This window comes from Mycobacterium kyogaense, assembly GCF_036946525.1.
In the GTDB taxonomy this organism is placed as follows: Bacteria; Actinomycetota; Actinomycetes; order Mycobacteriales; family Mycobacteriaceae; genus Mycobacterium; species Mycobacterium kyogaense_A.
In genome coordinates this window covers 89,035-106,295 of the sequence record NZ_JAQIIY010000014.1, presented here as the reverse complement: position 1 = coordinate 106,295, position 17,261 = coordinate 89,035, and the positions used below count along the sequence as shown (strand labels likewise).

Annotated in this window: 14 protein-coding genes; 5 read left to right on the top strand and 9 right to left on the bottom strand. The window is 69.6% G+C overall.

The window, feature by feature from the left end:
* Position 1: 1 nt before the first annotated feature.
* Genes PGN37_RS12830 through PGN37_RS12820 form a run of 3 tightly spaced genes read right to left on the bottom strand, consistent with a single transcriptional unit; the run spans position 2 to position 4,859 of the window.
* Positions 2–4,177 (bottom strand): alpha-(1->3)-arabinofuranosyltransferase, encoded by a 4,176-nt coding sequence (locus PGN37_RS12830; protein WP_335331451.1) that lies wholly within the window; start codon positions 4,175–4,177, stop codon positions 2–4.
* A gap of 16 nt (positions 4,178–4,193) precedes the next feature.
* Positions 4,194–4,367, bottom strand: a complete 174-nt coding sequence (locus PGN37_RS12825; RefSeq protein WP_143816679.1) for a DUF2613 domain-containing protein — start codon at positions 4,365–4,367, stop codon at positions 4,194–4,196.
* A gap of 24 nt (positions 4,368–4,391) precedes the next feature.
* Entirely contained in the window at positions 4,392–4,859 is a 468-nt protein-coding gene (locus PGN37_RS12820) for a universal stress protein (protein WP_335331404.1), read from the bottom strand.
* Between the two features lie 71 nt (positions 4,860–4,930).
* On the opposite strand from PGN37_RS12820, the gene PGN37_RS12815 reads away from it, so the two are divergent.
* Both PGN37_RS12815 and PGN37_RS12810 read left to right on the top strand, forming a co-directional pair.
* Complete coding sequence (locus tag PGN37_RS12815) at positions 4,931–6,133, top strand: glycoside hydrolase family 3 N-terminal domain-containing protein (protein ID WP_335331403.1); 1,203 nt, start codon at positions 4,931–4,933, stop codon at positions 6,131–6,133.
* Positions 6,134–6,197: 64 nt separating this feature from the next.
* Positions 6,198–6,821 (top strand): TetR/AcrR family transcriptional regulator, encoded by a 624-nt coding sequence (locus PGN37_RS12810; RefSeq protein WP_335331402.1) that lies wholly within the window; start codon positions 6,198–6,200, stop codon positions 6,819–6,821.
* Between the two features lie 5 nt (positions 6,822–6,826).
* On the opposite strand, the gene PGN37_RS12805 is transcribed toward PGN37_RS12810, so the two are convergent.
* Together PGN37_RS12805 and PGN37_RS12800 are read right to left on the bottom strand one after the other, a co-directional pair.
* A complete protein-coding gene (locus tag PGN37_RS12805) occupies positions 6,827–7,678 on the bottom strand; it encodes a MaoC/PaaZ C-terminal domain-containing protein (protein WP_335331401.1) in 852 nt (283 codons plus the stop codon).
* A 1-nt stretch (position 7,679) separates the two neighbouring features.
* Complete coding sequence (locus PGN37_RS12800; protein ID WP_335331400.1) at positions 7,680–9,032, bottom strand: 3-oxoacyl-ACP reductase; 1,353 nt, start codon at positions 9,030–9,032, stop codon at positions 7,680–7,682.
* 151 nt (positions 9,033–9,183) lie between these two features.
* Between PGN37_RS12800 and PGN37_RS12795 the strand changes: the two genes are divergently transcribed.
* Entirely contained in the window at positions 9,184–10,482 is a 1,299-nt protein-coding gene (locus tag PGN37_RS12795; protein ID WP_335331399.1) for an acetyl-CoA C-acetyltransferase, read from the top strand.
* Between the two features lie 72 nt (positions 10,483–10,554).
* Here the strand turns inward: PGN37_RS12795 and PGN37_RS12790 are convergent, their stop codons facing one another.
* Positions 10,555–11,508 (bottom strand): D-2-hydroxyacid dehydrogenase family protein, encoded by a 954-nt coding sequence (locus tag PGN37_RS12790; RefSeq protein ID WP_335331398.1) that lies wholly within the window; start codon positions 11,506–11,508, stop codon positions 10,555–10,557.
* A 181-nt stretch (positions 11,509–11,689) separates the two neighbouring features.
* On the opposite strand from PGN37_RS12790, the gene PGN37_RS12785 reads away from it, so the two are divergent.
* Positions 11,690–12,613 carry a TIGR03564 family F420-dependent LLM class oxidoreductase gene (locus tag PGN37_RS12785; protein WP_335331397.1) on the top strand — a complete coding sequence of 308 codons (924 nt, stop codon included), beginning with the start codon at positions 11,690–11,692 and terminating at the stop codon, positions 12,611–12,613.
* A 127-nt stretch (positions 12,614–12,740) separates the two neighbouring features.
* On the opposite strand, the gene PGN37_RS12780 is transcribed toward PGN37_RS12785, so the two are convergent.
* The gene (locus PGN37_RS12780; protein ID WP_335331396.1) at positions 12,741–14,576 is read right to left on the bottom strand and encodes an acyl-CoA dehydrogenase; all 1,836 of its coding nucleotides are present in this window, start codon (positions 14,574–14,576) and stop codon (positions 12,741–12,743) included.
* 238 nt (positions 14,577–14,814) lie between these two features.
* Between PGN37_RS12780 and PGN37_RS12775 the strand changes: the two genes are divergently transcribed.
* Entirely contained in the window at positions 14,815–15,903 is a 1,089-nt protein-coding gene (locus PGN37_RS12775) for an NAD(P)H-dependent amine dehydrogenase family protein (RefSeq protein WP_335331395.1), read from the top strand.
* A 9-nt stretch (positions 15,904–15,912) separates the two neighbouring features.
* On the opposite strand, the gene PGN37_RS12770 is transcribed toward PGN37_RS12775, so the two are convergent.
* Both PGN37_RS12770 and PGN37_RS12765 read right to left on the bottom strand, forming a co-directional pair.
* Entirely contained in the window at positions 15,913–16,704 is a 792-nt protein-coding gene (locus PGN37_RS12770; RefSeq protein ID WP_335331394.1) for an SDR family oxidoreductase, read from the bottom strand.
* Positions 16,705–16,717: 13 nt separating this feature from the next.
* On the bottom strand, positions 16,718–17,212 hold the full coding sequence (locus PGN37_RS12765) for a TspO/MBR family protein (protein ID WP_335331393.1): 495 nt from the start codon (positions 17,210–17,212) through the stop codon (positions 16,718–16,720).
* Positions 17,213–17,261 lie beyond the last annotated feature (49 nt).

Here is a 17,261-nt window from a genome sequence, read left to right as displayed (position 1 = left end):
GTCAGTCATCCTGCGGGGTGGGGGTCTTTGTGCGGCGGGGAATCGCAGAGACGGCGACGGCCACGACGGAGACCAGCGCCGGCAGCTGCACCCACGGGGAATGGCCGATGTAGCCGTCGACGGAGCGCCACGGGTACATGCTGAGCACGGCGCCGGCCAGCGTCAGCCCGCCAGCGGCCGCGACGACGGTGATGTTGTCGCACAGCGCTTCTCGACGGCGGAGCAGGAAACGCGCGGTGAACGCACCTGCTGCCAGGACCGTGCCGGCGGGCCCCGCGATCACCGTCGCGGCCGCGGTGGCGGCGACGCCGACGGCGACCAGGCCGGGAGACCAGGGCTGCGCGGGCGAGCCGGGATCCCGTCGTCGCCGCATCGGGACGGCGGCCAGCGCGAACAGCAGCGGCAGTAGAGCCAGGCCACCGATCAGACCCGTCCGGTACGGGGCGTTGGCGGTGAAGTCCATCGTCACGGCACCCCCGGCGCCCGGCGGCACCAGCCAGCCCTGCTGCCAGCCGTTGACGGTGATGGCGCGCAGCGCCGCCCCGTCCGGGCCGCGGGCTGACCATCCGGGATTGATGCTCTCGGGCACGACCAGCACCCGCTCCCGGTCCGACGGTGCGACATCCACCTGCCTGCGATCGTTGGCCCACTGCTCGGTGTCGACGGATTGCTCTGCCGCTGAGCGGATCTCACCGGATCGGGGTGTATCGAGCGCGACACCGTCGACCACGAGCGCCGCGCCGGGGCTGATCACCAACTCCTGCTGTCCGGCGGGCAACGCGATCGGCCCGGGGCGGCACGGCTGGGCGGGGATCGGTGCGCCGTCGAGCAGGGTGCCGACCGTGGTGCGGACCGAGGTCTGGATGAACTGCCCCGCGACAGCGATGATCGGGCCCTGGCCGCACGGCAGCGTGACCGTGCGGGTGCGGTTCTCGGCTGCATTGGCCGCGCCGATCGGGCGTCCCCGCGGATCCAGGGCGACCACCTCGGCAAGTCCTGGCGGCTTGAGCTGGTCGAATCCCAGTGCGGTGCGGTCGATCACGTCGTGCCAGTCGAGCAGGGAGATCGTGATCGTGTCGGTCACCCGGGTCGTCAGGCGCAGCGTCTCGGTGCCGTCGGTGAGGCGGCGCACCTCGGGGCCGCCACCCAGATCGACAGCGATCAGCGTCGGATGCGCGGGCAGCGTCGACTCACTCGGCGTCACTCGAAGCGACGAAACAGCCTGCGCTGACGGTAACTTCAGCACCAGTGTGGCGGGGGAGCGGGGTTGGGTCACCCGCTGGGGCGCGGTCCACGCCGTACCGGGATCGCCGTCAGTGGCCGCGTAGGCAGAACCGAGCACGTCGATCAGATCGGAGTCGCCGCCGGCGCGGGTGGTATCGGGCTGGGCGATCAGGTCGGCGAGCTTGGGCCCCTGGCGGGCGCGCACCCACACGGTCGGGGTCACCTCCGTGGGGGTCGGCACCGTGAGGGTGCGGCTCAGGTTGACCGGCTCCTCGGACGCCAGCGCCATCGCGGCCGCGCACCGCAGACCGGTGGCGCTCGACGCGCAACCCAGCCGGCCCAGCAGCTCGGCACCCAGATCCCATTGCGCCACAGCCGAACCGGGCGGAGGGCCGGGCACCTCCACGGTGTGGCGCAAGTTCACCGGATGGGCGAACCCGTTCGCGTCGTACTGCGTGACCGACAGGTCGGTGACGCCGAACTGCACACCGGGGGAGCCGTCGTCGGTGGCGACAGCGGTGATGCGCACCCAGGGCGACTCGCCGTAGGGCAGTGCGACGGTGAGGGGCTTGCCCGGCTCGTCGAACCGCACCGTGCTGGTCCCGGTGGCCGTGGACACCTCGATCCGGCGGACCTGCGCCCCGAGAGCAGTGGCGCTGGGTGTCAGCGTCAACGTCGCATTGGTGACCGGGTGATCGAAATCGATCTGCAGCCACTGTCCGATCGCGCTCTGCAGGGAGTTCGACACCCAGCTTGTCGACGAGTCGCCGTCGATCGCGGCCGGCGGGCCCGATGCCGGTGAGACATTGGGCAGCGCAGTGGAATCCGACGCTGCGCTCGACACCGTGATCCGGCCGCCGCCCCACGCGCCCTGCGCGGGGGTCGCGCCCCGCGACGGGTAGTCGGGCACGCGGTTGAAAGTGTTGCGGGCGTCGCCGGGGGCGCGGACAGCCGAGCTGTGATCGTCCACCCGGCCGTAGTCGGTCTCCCGCGCCATCGGGGTGTCGGTGACCGTCACCAGCGGCGCCGGCAGCCCGGCGCGCAGCGCATCCTGGGTGAGCAGGGCAGGGCCGAGTGGCGGCCGGCCGGTCAGGCGTCGTCGTTCGTCGAGGCGCAGCAATGATTCCGGGGCGCCGTCGACGCGGGGCATGGCGTCGGCGTCGACGAGGTAGGGCGCCATCGCGTCGGGGGGTCCGGCGACGCGGTAGATCTCGACGGCAGGGTAGCGGGGCCGCAGCCCGCTGTCGGTGATGAAGCCCTCCAGCGTGCCCGGGCCCACGGTGTCGCCGAACTCGGCCACCTTGGTCAGACCGGGGGAGCCGTCGATGGCCCGGTGCACGAGGATCGGCCGCGCCGACCTGCTGTCCTGATCCAGGTCGTTGCGGACGACCACATACGAAATACCCTGTCGGACAAGGGTGTCGGTGAGTCCGGCAGACGGCCGGCCGGCGGCGAAGAGCCGCTGCACCGAATCGAGAGCCCGGATCGTCTCCGGCGGCGTCAGCGGGATGGAGTCGCGCACTCCCCACGAGCTGTCACCGAGGACCTGCAGCGGCTCGTCGTGGCTGTTGCCCCACACCTGCGTGGCGAACGGCGCGCCCGGGGCCACCAGGACGCGGCCCCCGGCGTCGTGGTCGTCCAGCCATGCCGCCGTGTCATGCCAGTACTGCGGGATCGCGTCGAAGGTCCCCGGCGGCGTCAGCCGACCCGTCCACGCCAAGGACGTCGCCGCGACGAGTGCGGCCAGCACCACGACACCGACGGCGACCCGCTTGTCGTCCTCGGGATGGGCGAATGCGCGTCGCCAGACCGGCCGCGGCACGCTGCCCGGCAGCGGAATCCGCCCCAGGAGATGCGCGATCCCCAGCGCCAGCGGCAACCGCAGCAGCGGCTCGAGTTTGTGGAGGTTGCGCAGCGGCGTGCCGTCGCCGTCGAGGAACGCCTGCACCTGCGCCGCGATCGGCGAACCCAGCCCGCCGGAGTAGCCGGCAGCCAGCAAAACGACGCCCATCAGCAGCATCGTCACCAGCCGCCCCCGGGCCGGCATGCTCCGCAACGCCAGGCCTGCCAGCCCACCCGCCGCCACGAGCGTCGTCGCCAGCACGGCAGCCGAGCCCGTCACGAGCGTCGATCCCGCGGTCGCGGTCGGTGCCACATAGGGCGTCCAGGCGCCCGTGCCGCGCAGCATCTCGGTCAGCGACATCCACTGCGTCGTCACCCCCGACGACTCGATGAAGTCCAGAAACGGCGGACTGATGCGGCCCAGCTGCAACAGCGCGACCACCCACCACACCACCGCCAGCGCCACACACGGCAGCCACCACGCCACGAACCGCCGCCACGTCGGCCCCGGCCGGTGGCACGCCAACCACACCACCGTGCACAGGCAGGCCGTCAGCGTCGCGACCGCGTTCACTGCACCCATCAGCGCGATCGCCACCGCCGAGCGCGCGGCCAGCAGGCGCACCCGCGGATCGCCCCGGAGAGCCAGGATGACCGGCAGCAACACCCACGGCGCCAGCATCATCGGCAGCGTCTCCGACGAGATCGCCCCGATCGTCGTCAGCACCCGCGGCGACAGGGTGAAGGCCAGCGCTCCGATCACCCGTGAGGTCGTCGTGCCGATCTGCAGGGCTTCGGCGACGCGCAGCACGCCCCAGAACCCGGCCACCAGCAGCAGCGCCCACCACAGCCGCTGGGTGATCCACCCGGGCACTCCGAGCAGATCGCCGGCGAGGAAGAAGGTGCCGTGCGGGAACAGATAGCCGTACGCCTGGTTCTGCGCCTGGCCGAACGGAAGCTCGCTGTTCCAGAGCGTGAACGCGCGCGTCAGGAAGCGCAGCGGATTGGCGGTGAGATCGAGCTTGGTGTCCGGGGAGATCTGGCCGGGGGACTGGGCGAACGTCAGGACCAGCGCCGCCGCGGCGGCCACCCACAACCAGCGCCGCGACAGCGGCTGGGTTGTCGGCTCAGCTACGGTCGCCGTACTCGACCCTGTTGAGCACCGAGGACGCAGGATCGCCCGCCTGCAGAGGGGGCCTGGTGTCCTGCTGGACCATCAGCGTGACCCCGAACACGGCCGCCGCGCCCAACAGCAGGCCGACGACGACGCTGGCCGCCGCAGGTACGAGGAACCGATCCATGGGCCACAAACTAGCACGGGCGACTCAGAGCTCAGGGGGCACGATGAGCACCGGCCGGTGCCCCCGGCGCCGCACGTGGTCGGCGACGCTGGACTGCACCAGCGAGCGGAAACCCGTGATCGCACGCGTTCCGGTGACGATCAGATCGGCATCGACCTCGTCGGCCGCCGCGATGATCGTCGCCCACACCGTCGAGGTCTGCGCGGCGCACATCGGTTCGGCGGGCAGGCCGGCCGTCGTCGCCAGCGCGACGCCCTCGGCGTTGGTGCGCTGCGCTTCGGCCAGAGCGATGTCGATCTCGTCGGCGGCCGGCGGATCGGGTGGTCCGTCGAGGTCATAGGCGACCGCCGGGGATCCGCGATCGATCGGCGTCCACACCGTGAGCACGACCGCACGGTTCACGGTCAGGAACCGGCTGGCGTGCTCCACCGCGCGACGCGCCGTCGGCGAACCGTCGAAGGCGATGAGCACGACGGTCTGTCCGCCTGGCATTCGTCCTCCTCCCCGCCCCGGTTCCCTTCAGACTATGGCTGAGGCGTGCCTTGCGGTTAGGGTCGAGCCCGATGGCTGTTTCGAAGAGCGCACTCAGGACCGTGACCGGAATGCTCGCGACATCGGTGCTGCTCGCCGGTTGCGCGTCGTCGGACGCCAACCCGCCCGCCGAGTCTCCCACCGCGTCGACCGTCGCCCAGGCCGCCGGTCCGCTACCGGGCATCACGCCCCCGCAGGCCCCGGCCGCACCCGCGTGCGGCGATCCCGGCGCCGCAGTGGCCACTATGTCGGTGCGCGACAAGCTGGCCCAGCTGCTGATGGTCGGGGTGACCGGCGCAGCCGACGCCCGCGCCGTCGTCGACAGCCAGCACGTCGGCGGCATCATGATCGGCAGTTGGACGGACCTGTCGATGCTCACCGACGGCTCCCTCGCCGACATCGCCAAGAACGCCGGACCGCTGCCGCTGGCGGTCAGCGTCGACGAGGAGGGCGGCCGCGTGTCGCGGCTGGCGAAGCTGATCGGCAGCCAACCCGCTCCCCGCACACTGGCCGCGACCGACACGCCCGAGCAGGTGTACCAGATCGCGCTCGACCGGGGCCGTCAGATGCGCGGCATGGGCATCACCATCGACTTCGCGCCCGTCGTCGACGTCACGGACGCCCCCGACGACACGGTGATCGGCGACCGCTCCTTCGGCGCGGACCCCGCCACCGTCACCGACTACGCCGGTGCCTATGCCCGGGGGCTGCGCGACGCGGGTCTGCTGCCGGTGCTCAAGCACTTCCCCGGACACGGCCACGGTTCCGGCGACTCGCACGCCGGCAGCGTGGTCACGCCGCCCCTGGCGGATCTGCAGGCCAATGACCTGGTGCCTTACCGGACGTTGACGACGCAGGGCCCTGTGGCCGTGATGGTCGGCCACATGGAGGTGCCGGGCCTGACGGGCAGCGAACCGGCCAGCCTCAGCCCCGCCGCGTACGCGCTGCTGCGCTCCGGTGACTACGGCGGCCCGCCGTTCGGCGGCGTGGTCTTCACCGACGACCTGTCGAGCATGAAGGCCATCTCCGACCGGTTCGGCGTTGCCGACGCGGTGCTGCGGTCCCTGCAGGCCGGCGCCGACGTCGCGCTGTGGATCACGACGACCGAGGTGCCCGCGGTGCTCGATCGTCTGGAGAAGGCCGTCGCGGCAGGCGAACTGTCCCAATCGGCCGTCGATGCGTCGGTGACCCGGTTGGCCGCTCTGAAGGGCCCGTCACCGCGCTGCGGCGGCTGATTCGTCAGCCAGTGCTTACCCTGTGTTGGTAAGCAGGTTGGCTGGAAGTCGAGAAAGGCGCGTCATGGCAGGTGGGACCAAGCGCTTGCCTCGCGCCGTCCGCGAGCAGCAGATGCTCGACGCCGCCGTGCAGATCTTCTCGGTGAACGGCTATCACGAGACGTCGATGGATGCGATCGCCGCCGAGGCGCAGATCAGCAAGCCGATGCTGTACCTGTACTACGGCTCCAAGGAAGAGTTGTTCGCGGCCTGCCTTGACCGTGAGCTCGCCCGCTTCGTCGACGAGGTGCGCGACAAGATCGATTTCACCGATCCGCCCAAGGAGCTGCTGCGCAGCGCGGTGCTGGCATTCCTCAAGTACATCGACGAGAACCGCTCGTCGTGGATGGTGCTCTACACACAGGCAACCAGCTCGCAACGGTTCGCCCACACCGTGCGCGAAGGCCGCGAGCGCATCATCGAACTCGTCGGCCGGTTGCTGCGCTCGGGCACCCGATTCCCCGGGCCCAACACCGATTTCGACATGATGGCCGTCGCGCTGGTGGGCGCCGGTGAGGCCGTGGCCTCGCGCGTCAGCACGGGCGATGCCGACGTCGACGAGGCCGCGGCGTTGATGATCGACCTGTTCTGGCTGGGCCTCAAGGGCGCCCCAGCGCCTTCCGACGCCGAGGCTGTCTCGAAGACCTGAATCGCTCAGGCCGGCGAGACCGTGCCCGTCAGGTGCGGATGCCCCTTGCTCAGGTGTCGCAACGTCAACTCCCACCCGTCGCCACGCCGGTCCACGTACAACCCGGCCTTGGCGGGCAGCACGACGGGCTTGGCGAACTTGACCGAGTACGTGACCGCATCCGGAAGCTGACCCTCGATGTTGGCCAAAACCGCTGCCGCGCTCCACATTCCATGCGCGATGACGGTCGGGAAGCCGAACAGCTTCGCCGCGACCGCGTTGGTGTGGATCGGGTTGTGGTCACCGCCGACGGACGCGTAGTGCCGGATCTGGCCGGGCGTCACCGACAGCACCGCGTTCGGCGGGCCCAGCTTGGGCTGCTTCGCCGGCGGCGCCTTCGGCTCGTCGGAGAGGCTGGTGCGCTGCTGGTGCAGGAACGTGGTGACCTGATGCCAGGCCGTCTCGTTGCCCACCGTGACGTCGGTGATCACGTCGACCAGCAGCCCGCGCCGGTGCTCACGCATGTTCTCGGCATGGACTGCGGCCGACACGGTGTCGGTGACCGCGATCGGACGGTACTGGGTGATGTGGTTCTCCACGTGCACCGAACCCATGGCGGCGAACGGGAAGTCGAACCCCGTGATCAACGCCATCACCGTCGGGAACGTCAACGCGAACGGATAGGTCAGCGGCACCGTGTTGGCGAACCGCAGCCCGGTGGCGTTCGCGTACGCCGCCACGTGCGCCGGGTCGATGCTGAGCTCGTCGACGGTCAGCCGGCGTTGCGGCAAGGTGTCCCCGCGCGGGACGAACGGGAGCGCGCCGGCCGCGGCCAGCACCAGGTTGCGCAGCCCCGACGGCTGCCCACCCTCGCTCATGTCAGGCCCCCAGCAATGCTTGGCCGCACACGCGAATCGTGTTGCCCGTCACGGCATTCGACGCCGGGCTCGCGAAGTAGGCGATGGCCTCGGCGACGTCGACGGGCTGACCACCCTGGAAGAGCGAGTTGAGTCGGCGCCCCACCTCGCGGGTGGCCAGCGGGATCGCGTCGGTCATCTTGGTCTCGATGAATCCGGGGGCGATCGCGTTGATGGTGATGTTCTTCTCGCCGAATTCCGGGGCGAGCGCGTCGGTCAGCCCGATCATGCCGGCCTTGGTCGCGGCGTAGTTGGTCTGCCCGCGGTTGCCCGCGATGCCCGCCATCGAGGAAAGCCCGACGATTCGGCCGCCCTCACCGATCGTGCCGTTGCCCACCAGGCCTTCGGCCAGGCGAAGCGGGGCAAGCAGATTCACGGCGATCACGGAGTCCCAGCGGGCCTCGTCCATGTTGGCCAGCAGCTTGTCGCGGGTGATGCCGGCGTTGTTGACCAGGATGTCGAGCGTGCCGCCGTAGTGCTGCGTGACGTGCTCGGTGATGCGGTCCACGGCGTCGGCGGCGGTGACGTCGAGCGTCAGCGCGGTGCCGCCGATCTTGGTGGCCAGCTCGGCGAGCGGCTCGGCGGCCTGCTCGACGTCCACAGCGATCACCTTGGCCCCGTCGCGGGCGAACACCTCGGCGATCGTCGCACCGATGCCGCGGGCAGCGCCGGTGACCACGGCGACCTTCCCGTCGAGCGGCTTGTCCCAGTCCGCGGGCGGGGTGGCGTCGGCGGCGCCGACGCGGAACACCTGCGCGTCCACGTACGCGGACTTCCCGGACAGCAGGAACCGCAGCGTCGACTCGAGCCCTGTCGCCGCCGGCTTGGCGTCGGGGTGCAGGTAGACCAGGCCGATGGTGGCGCCGTTGCGCAGTTCCTTGCCCAGCGAGCGGGTGAAGCCCTCGAGCGCGCGCTGACAGGCGCGCTCGTGGACGTCGCTGATCTCTTCGGGGGTGGTACCGACGACGACGATCCGGCCCGAGTGGCCGAGGTTGCGCAGCAGCGGAGTGAAGAACTCGTAGAGGGCCTTGAGCCCTTCCGGCTGGGTGATGTCGGTGGCGTCGAACACCAGACCGCCGAACTTGTCCGCCCAGCGGCCGCCGAGGTTGTTGACCACCAGGTCGTAGTCCTCGGCCAACGCGGCACGCAGCGGTTCGACCACGCGGCCGTCACCGCCGATCAGCAGCGAGCCCGCCAGCGGCGGTTCGCCGGCCTTGTAGCGGCGCAGCGGTTCGGGCTGCGGGACGCCCAACTGCTTCGCCAGGAAGGATCCCGGTCCGGAGTTGACGACTTGGGAGAGGAGATCGGTAGCCACGGCGCTGCCTTTCGAGAATCCGGGTACATGTCTGTCGACGGTGCTGGGGTTACCCACCACTGTCGTATCCATCACGAACTTACTCCAGAGTAAGAACGGTGGGTAGTATGACCCTCGACACCAACCACCCTCGCGACGCCGGGAGGCAGACGTGGCCGACAAGACAACCCGACGGGTAGCCATCCTCGGAGGCAACCGGATACCGTTCGCGCGCTCAGATGGCGCCTACGCGAACGCGTCCAACCAGGACATGTTCACCGCCGTCCTCGACGGACTGGCCGAGCGCTTCGACCTCAAGGGCGAGGCCCTGGACGCGGTGATCGGCGGCGCGGTGCTCAAGCACAGCCGCGACTTCAACCTCATGCGCGAATGCGTGCTGGGCAGCTCGCTGTCCTCCTACACGCCGGCGTTCGACCTGCAGCAGGCTTGCGGCACCGGCCTGCAGGCCGCCATCGCCGCAGCTGACGGCGTTGCGGCGGGCCGCTACGAGGTGGCCGCTGCGGGTGGTGTGGACACCGCCTCGGATGCGCCGATCGCCCTCGGTGACGACCTGCGCTCGGTGCTGCTGAGTCTGCGCCGCGCCAAGTCCAACGTCGACCGGCTCAAGCTGGTGGGCAAGCTTCCCGCCGCGGTCGGCGTCGAGATCCCCGTCAACAGCGAGCCGCGCACCGGCATGTCGATGGGTGAGCACGCCGCGGTGACGGCCAAGGAGATGGGCGTCAAGCGTGTCGACCAGGACGAACTGGCCGCCGCGAGCCACCGCAACATGGCCGCCGCCTACGACCGCGGCTTCTTCGACGATCTGGTCAGCCCGTTCCTCGGGCTCTACCGCGACAACAACCTGCGGCCCGACTCGTCGCCGGAGAAGCTCGCCAAGCTCAAGCCGGTGTTCGGAGTGCGGGCCGGCGACGCGACGATGACGGCCGGAAACTCGACGCCGCTGACCGACGGTGCGTCGGTCGCGCTGTTGGCCTCCGAGGAGTGGGCGGCCGCGCGGTCCATCCCGGTGCTGGCCTACTTCGTCGACGGTCAGACCGCGGCGGTGGACTACGTCAACGGCCGCGACGGGCTGCTGATGGCGCCGACGTATGCGGTGCCGCGGCTGCTGGCCCGCAACGGCCTCGCGCTGCAGGATTTCGACTTCTACGAGATCCACGAGGCGTTCGCGTCGGTGGTGCTGGCCACGCTGGCGGCCTGGGAGTCCGAGGAGTACTGCAAGGAACGCCTCGGCCTGGACGCTGCGCTGGGCTCGATCGACCGGTCCAAGCTCAACGTCAACGGCTCGTCGCTGGCGGCCGGGCACCCGTTCGCGGCCACCGGTGGGCGCATCGTGGCGCAGCTGGCCAAGCAGCTCGCGGAGAAGAAGGCCGAAACGGGCCAGCCGGTCCGCGGCCTGATCTCGGTGTGTGCCGCGGGCGGCCAGGGCGTGACCGCGATCCTCGAGGCCTAGCTTCCACTACGCCCAAACCGACGTTTGGGCGGAAAAATGCGAGTCGAGGGCGCCTTTTCGTCGATCTCGGCACTAGGTCGTTGAGGGGCTGTCGAGCCATTCGGCGATCGCAGCGACGGCGTCGCGGAAGAAGATCCGGTAGGGCCGGTCGGCCACGTATCCGATGTGGGGCGTGGCCGTCACGGTGGCCAGGGTGCGCAACGGGTGTGCCGCGGGCAACGGCTCGGTGTCGAAGACGTCGAGACCGGCACCCGCGATGGCACCCGAGGTCAGGGCATCGATCAGCGCGTCCTCGTCGACGATCGGTCCGCGCGACGTGTTGATCAGCAGCGCCGTCGACTTCATCGCGGCCAGTTCAGCTGCGCCGATCAGCCCGCGAGACCGATCGCTGAGCCGCAGGTGCACGGTCAGAACGTCGGCGGTGGCGAAGAACTCCGACCGCGGCAGGTAGCGCGCTCCTGCCGCGGTCGCCGCGTCGGCGGTGAGGTTTTCACTCCACGCCACCACGTCCATGCCGAAAGCCGCGCCGATGCGGGCGACCCGCGACCCGATGCGCCCGAGGCCGAGCACGCCCAGCACCCGGCGATCAAGTTCGCGTCCGACCGTCGTCTGCCACCCGCCCTCGGCGATCGATCGGCTCTCGGCGACCAGGTGCCGCGACGCCGCGAGGATCAGCGCCCAGGTCAGTTCCACCGTCGATGCCACGCTGCCGCCGGTGCCGCTGACGTGGATGCCCAGTTCCTGGGCTGCCGCCATGTCGATCGACGCGTTGGAGGGCCCGGTCGATGCGATCATCTTCAGCCGCGGCAGGCGCTCGAGAACCGTGCGCGGCAGCGGCGTGCGTTCGCGCATCACGAACACCACGTCGAACGGCGCGAGCCGAGCCACCAGATCGTCCTCGTCGGACACGTGATCGGAGAACGTGGCGACGTCGGCGCGCGCGGTGACCGGTGACCAGTCGGCCTGGGTCAGTGCGACGCCCTGGTAATCGTCCAGGACGGCGATCCGAATCCGTGGGCTGCTCATGCTGCGACGATATGCCCGCCGCGACCAGCAGACTCCGACCGAGTGGAGCGATCGAAAACACGCGAAAAGTTTTTCCTCGACGCTGTAACGCCTCGGCCCGGGCCGTCGATACACGTGATAGCTCCGTGTTGCCGTCTGACCCCCCGACCCGACGGCAACACGGGGCTCTTACATTTTCTGCATGCAGATCAGCATGTTCGGGCAGCTCTCCGGCCTCACCGGCGGATCGCCCATCGACGCCACCATCGACTACCTGGCGCAACTGCGCGACGAGGGCTTCGGCCGCGTCTGGATGAGTCAGCTGCCCCACGAGCCCGACCTCCTGACGATTCTGGCCATCGCCCTGCGCGAGGTCGACACGATCGAGGCGGCCAGCGGCGTCATCCCGATCCAGAATCAGCACCCGATGCACATGGCGCAGGCCGCGCTGACCACCAGCCTCGCGTCACAGGGCCGATTCACTCTCGGCCTCGGCATGACCCACGCCGCGGTGTCGGAGGGGATGTGGGGCATTCCGTGGGACAAGCCGGTGCGACGGCTCAACGAGTACCTGGACGGGCTGCTTCCGCTTCTGGCCGGCGAGCAGGCCTCCGCACCGGGTGAGACGGTGACGACGCGCGGGGCGCTGGTGGTTCCCGGGGCGCCGCGCCCCGACGTGTACATCGCCGCGCTGGGGCCGCAGATGCTCCGGCTGGCGGGTCGGCGGACGTCGGGCACGTGCACGTGGATGACCGGGCCGACGACGCTGAGCGGGCATGTCAGCCCGACGCTGAGGCAGGCCGCCGCCGACGCGGGCCGGTCCGAGGACGCGGTGCGCGTCGTCGCGGCGCTCCCGATCGCGCTGACCGACGACGCCGACGCGTTGCGCGCCGAGGCCGCCGAGCAGTTCGCCGTCTACGGCACCCTGCCGTCGTATCGGGCGATGCTGGATCGCGAGGGGTATGCCGGGCCGCAGGACGCGGCGATCATCGGTGACGAGGCGACAGTGCGCGACCGGCTCGCGGAACTGGAGGCGGCGGGTGTCGACGAGTTCGTCGCCGCCGTCTTCGCGGCCGATCCGGAGGTGCGGGCCCGCACCCGCGCCTTCCTCCGCTCACTGGGCTGACTTCTTACGGCGACCAGACGCGAACTCGAGTAGACACGCCGGGAGAACACTCGAGTTCGCGTCTTCTCGCGCCAAAAACAAGACGCCCCCGGGAAGAGTCCGGGGGCGTCTCGTGGGATGAGGCGGTCTAGAAGGCCGCTTCGTCCAGCTCCATGACCTCGTTGTCGAGGTTGTCCAGGATCGCGCGGGTGCTGGTCAGCATCGGCAGCATGTTTTTCGCGAAGAACGACGCCACCGCGAGCTTGCCCTCGTAGAAGGCACGCTCGTCACCGGAAGCACCGGCGTCGAGCTTCTCGATCGCGACCGCGGCCTGACGCTGCAGCAGCCAGCCGAGCATCAGATCGCCGACGCTCATCAGGAAGCGCACCGAACCCAGGCCCACCTTGTAGATGCTCGCGGCATCGTCCTGGGCGGCCATCAGGTAGCCGGTCAGCGTGGCGGCCATGCCCTGCACGTCCTCCAACGCGGTCGCCAGCAGCGCACGCTCAGTCTTCAGCCGGCCGTTGCCGGTCTCAGCCTTCACGAACTGCTCGATCTGGCCGGCCACGTGCGCCAGCGCCACACCCTTGTCGCGGACGATCTTGCGGAAGAAGAAGTCCTGCGCCTGGATGGCGGTGGTGCCCTCGTACAGCGAGTCGATCTTGGCGTCGCGGATGTACTGCTCGATCGGGTAGTCCTGCAGGAAGCCCGATCCGCCGAAGGTCTGCAGCGACTCGGTCAGCTTCGCGTAGGCCTGCTCCGAGCCGACACCCTTGACGATCGGCAGCATCAAATCGTTGACCTTGACGGCCAGCTCCGGCTCGATGCCGTGAATGGCCTTGGCCACCTCGGCGTCCTGGTGCGTGGCGGTGAACAGGTACAGCGCGCGCAGGCCCTCGGCGTAGGCCTTCTGGGTCATCAGCGAGCGACGAACGTCCGGGTGGTGCGTGATGGTCACGCGCGGCGCGGTCTTGTCGGTCATCTGGGTCAGATCGGCACCCTGCACGCGCGACTTGGCGTACTCCAGCGCGTTCAGGTAGCCGGTCGACAGCGTGGCAATAGCCTTGGTGCCCACCATCATTCGGGCCTGCTCGATCACGTCGAACATCTGCGCGATGCCGTCGTGCACCTCGCCGACGAGCCAACCCACGGCGGGGGTGCCGTGCTGGCCGAGCGAGAGCTCACAGGTGGCCGAGACCTTCAGGCCCATTTTGTGCTCGACGTTGGTGACGAAGGCGCCGTTGCGCTCTCCTGGCTCACCGGTCTCGGGATCGAAGTGGAACTTCGGCACGAAGAACAGCGACAGGCCCTTGGTGCCCGGGCCTGCGCCCTCGGGGCGAGCCAGCACCAGATGCATGATGTTCTCGAACAGGTCGTCCGAGTCGGCCGAGGTGATGAAGCGCTTCACACCGTCGATGTGCCACGTGCCGTCGGGCTGCTGGACGGCACGGGTGCGGCCGGCGCCCACGTCGGAGCCGGCGTCGGGCTCGGTCAGCACCATGGTGGAGCCCCAGCCGCGCTCGGCGGCGAGCATGGCCCACTTCTTCTGCTCTTCGGTGCCCAGGTGGTAGAAGATGTCGGCGAATCCGGCGCCCATCGCGTACATGTAGACGGCCGGGTTGGCGCCCAGGATGTGCTCCTGCAGGGCCCACGACAGCGCGCTCGGCATCGGCGTTCCGCCGAGCTCCTCGCTGACGGACAGCTTGTCCCAGCCACCCTCGACGACGGCGCGTACGGACTTCTTGAACGCCTCGGGCAGCGTCACCGTGTGGGTCTTCGGGTCGAAGACAGGCGGGTTGCGATCGCCCTCCTCGAAGGAGGCCGCCACGGGGCCCTCCGCGAGCCGGGCGATCTCGCCCAGCATCTCGACGGCGGTGTCGACGTCGAGGTCGGCATACGAGCCCTGACCCAACGCCTTGTCGACCCCGAGAACCTCGAACAGGTTGAACACCTGGTCGCGAACATTGCTCTTGTAGTGGCTCACTTTTCCTCCTCGTCGAGAACGCCACGTGCGGTTGGGTACTCACGGCTAAGTTACCCACCAGTAACTGCGCGCTACTATACCGTCCGGTAACTACAACGCAAGATCACTGTGAGCAATTTCTGCACGCTAACCAACTCACCAGTTGGCCGGGCGCTGATTTCCCCCGCGATAAGGGTTCTGAGCTGGCCTTACACCCCCCTGTGATGATCGTCACGTTTAGCTGTCTAGGGTGGGAGAGATGGCGTCCAGCATCGGTGTCGGGGCATGGGGAACGGGCAACATGGGCGCGACGGCGATCCGGTCCGTCACGGCGTTTCCGGGGCTGCGTCTGACGGCGGTCCTCACGTCGTCGCCGGACAAGGCGGGCCGAGACGCGGCGACGTTCGCCGGACTGGAAGCGGCGACGGGAATCTTGGCCGGTACCGACGTCGACGCGGCACTGGCTCACGTCGACGCGGTGGCGTACATGGCCTCGGGGGACATCCGGCCCGATGAGGCTGTCGCGGACATCGAGCGTTGCCTGCGCGCCGGCGCGCACGTCGTGACCCCGTCGCTGTACTCGCTCTACGACCCGGCGTCCGCCCCACCCGAGTGGGTGCAGCGCCTCACCGCGGCCGCCGAGGAGGGCCGAGCCTCGTTGCTGGTCAGCGGTGTCGATCCTGGGTGGGCCAACGACGCGCTGGTCGTGACGGCCGCCGGCCTGTGCACGCGCATCCGCACCATCACCTGCCAGGAGATCTTCGACTACTCCACCTACGACCAGCCGTATGCGGTCAAGGTGTCCTGCGGATTCGGCGGCCCGATGGAGGAGACGCCGATGATGTTGCTGCCGTCGATCCCGACGATGGTGTGGGGCGGCAACATCCGCCTCATCGGCCGCGGCTTGGGCATCGAGATCGACGAGATCACCGAAGAGGTGGAGCGGTTACCGCTCGAGGACACCGTCGACACGGTGATGGGTCGGTTCGAGAAGGGCACCCAGGGCGCGTTCTTCCTGCGCGTCATCGGCTGGGCCGGCGGCACCCAACGCGTGATCGTCGAACACATCACCCGCATCCACCCCACGTGCGCCCCGCAGTGGCCGCAGCCCGACCAGGGGGTGGGCGATCATCGCGTGATCGTCGACGGTGACCCGCAACTGACGATCGTGACGAGGGCCGACGTGCCCGGCGGCACCCGCGCCGACGGCGGCAACACCACCGCGGCCAACCGCCTGCTGGGCGCCATCGGGTGGCTGGTCACCCAGAAGCCGGGCATCTACGACGGACTCGACGTCCCGCTGCATCCCCCGCTCGCGCCGGAGGTCGAGGCGACCCGCTGGGCCTGAGCCCCCCGATCAGTGCCCGGCGAGGCGCTTGTTGACCAACCGGGTGAGCCATGCCGGCGAGAACCGGGCCCCGGCCGCCAACGCCTTGGCCTGCGTGCCCACCGGGAAGTGCACCTGCCGCAGCACCTTTCGGGACAGTGTCGGCTCGATCGCGGCGGCGATGCCCTCGGCGATGTCCTGCGCGGTGAGGCGGATACCCAGCGAGGTGGTGGTGCCGGTGCTGACGTCTTTGGTCATCGCGGTGTTCACGTACAGCGGCCACATGTCGATGACGCGGATGTCGTGGCGGCCCCACTCCAGATTCAGCGCCTCGGTCATCGCGCGGACGAAGAACTTGGTGGCGCTGTAGTTGGCGAGCTCAGCTTGGCCGTAGATCGCCGACGCCGAAGCCAGGTTCACCACCACCGCGCCGGGGGTGCTCTTCAGATACGGGAAACCCGCGTGCAGCCCGTTCACCACGCCCTTGACGTTGACCTCGACCTCGCGGTGGTGCACGTCGAGGGGGATCTCCTCGAAGCGGCCGGCATTGAGCAATCCCGCGTTGTTGATCAGGACGTCGAGCCTGCCGCCGGCGGTTTCGTAGAACTCGGCCAGCCTGCTGGCCATCTCGTCGGCGTCGGTGACGTCGAGGTGGCCGACGACACCGCGGCCGCCCACGGCCTTGAGGTCGTTGTCGAGGACGGCCAGCCGCTCGTCGTCGATGTCGTAGGCGCCGACGAAGTAGCCGCGCTGGGCGAGGAGCAAGGCGGTGGCCCGGCCGATGCCGGTCGCTCCGCCGGTGATGAACACCGATCTGGTCATGGTGTGCTCCTCCTCAGGAATTCAGTTGCCAGACAGCGAAATTGAGGCACAGGGCGAAAGTCGTCCACGCCAGATAGGGGACCAGCAGCCAGCCGGCCGTCGTACTTCGGCGGAAGAACAGGACGACTGTGCCGATCAGGATCAGCCACAGCACGCTCAGTTCGGCGAATGCGATGCCGCGCCACCCCAGGCCGAAGAACAGTGGTGTCCATGCGGCATTGAGCACCAGCTGTGCGGCGTAGGCGACGAGCGCGGGCCGGGTGTCCCGCAGCGGACCGCTGCGCCAGACCAGCCAGGCCGCCACGGCCATCATCGTGTAGAGCAGCGTCCAGACGGGACCGAACACCCAGGACGGAGGGGCCCACCCCGGCTGCTGCAGCTTCGCGTAGTCCTCCGCTGACGTGGCCGAGGCCAGCCCACCCAGCGTCGACGCCACGACGACCGCGGCTACCGAGATCGCGAGCGCGATAACGTTTTTCGAGCGCGGGGGGTGGTGGGTGTCGACCATGCCGGACTACCCTACCCGGCGGTCGTCCGCCGCCGGCCGGCACGGTCAC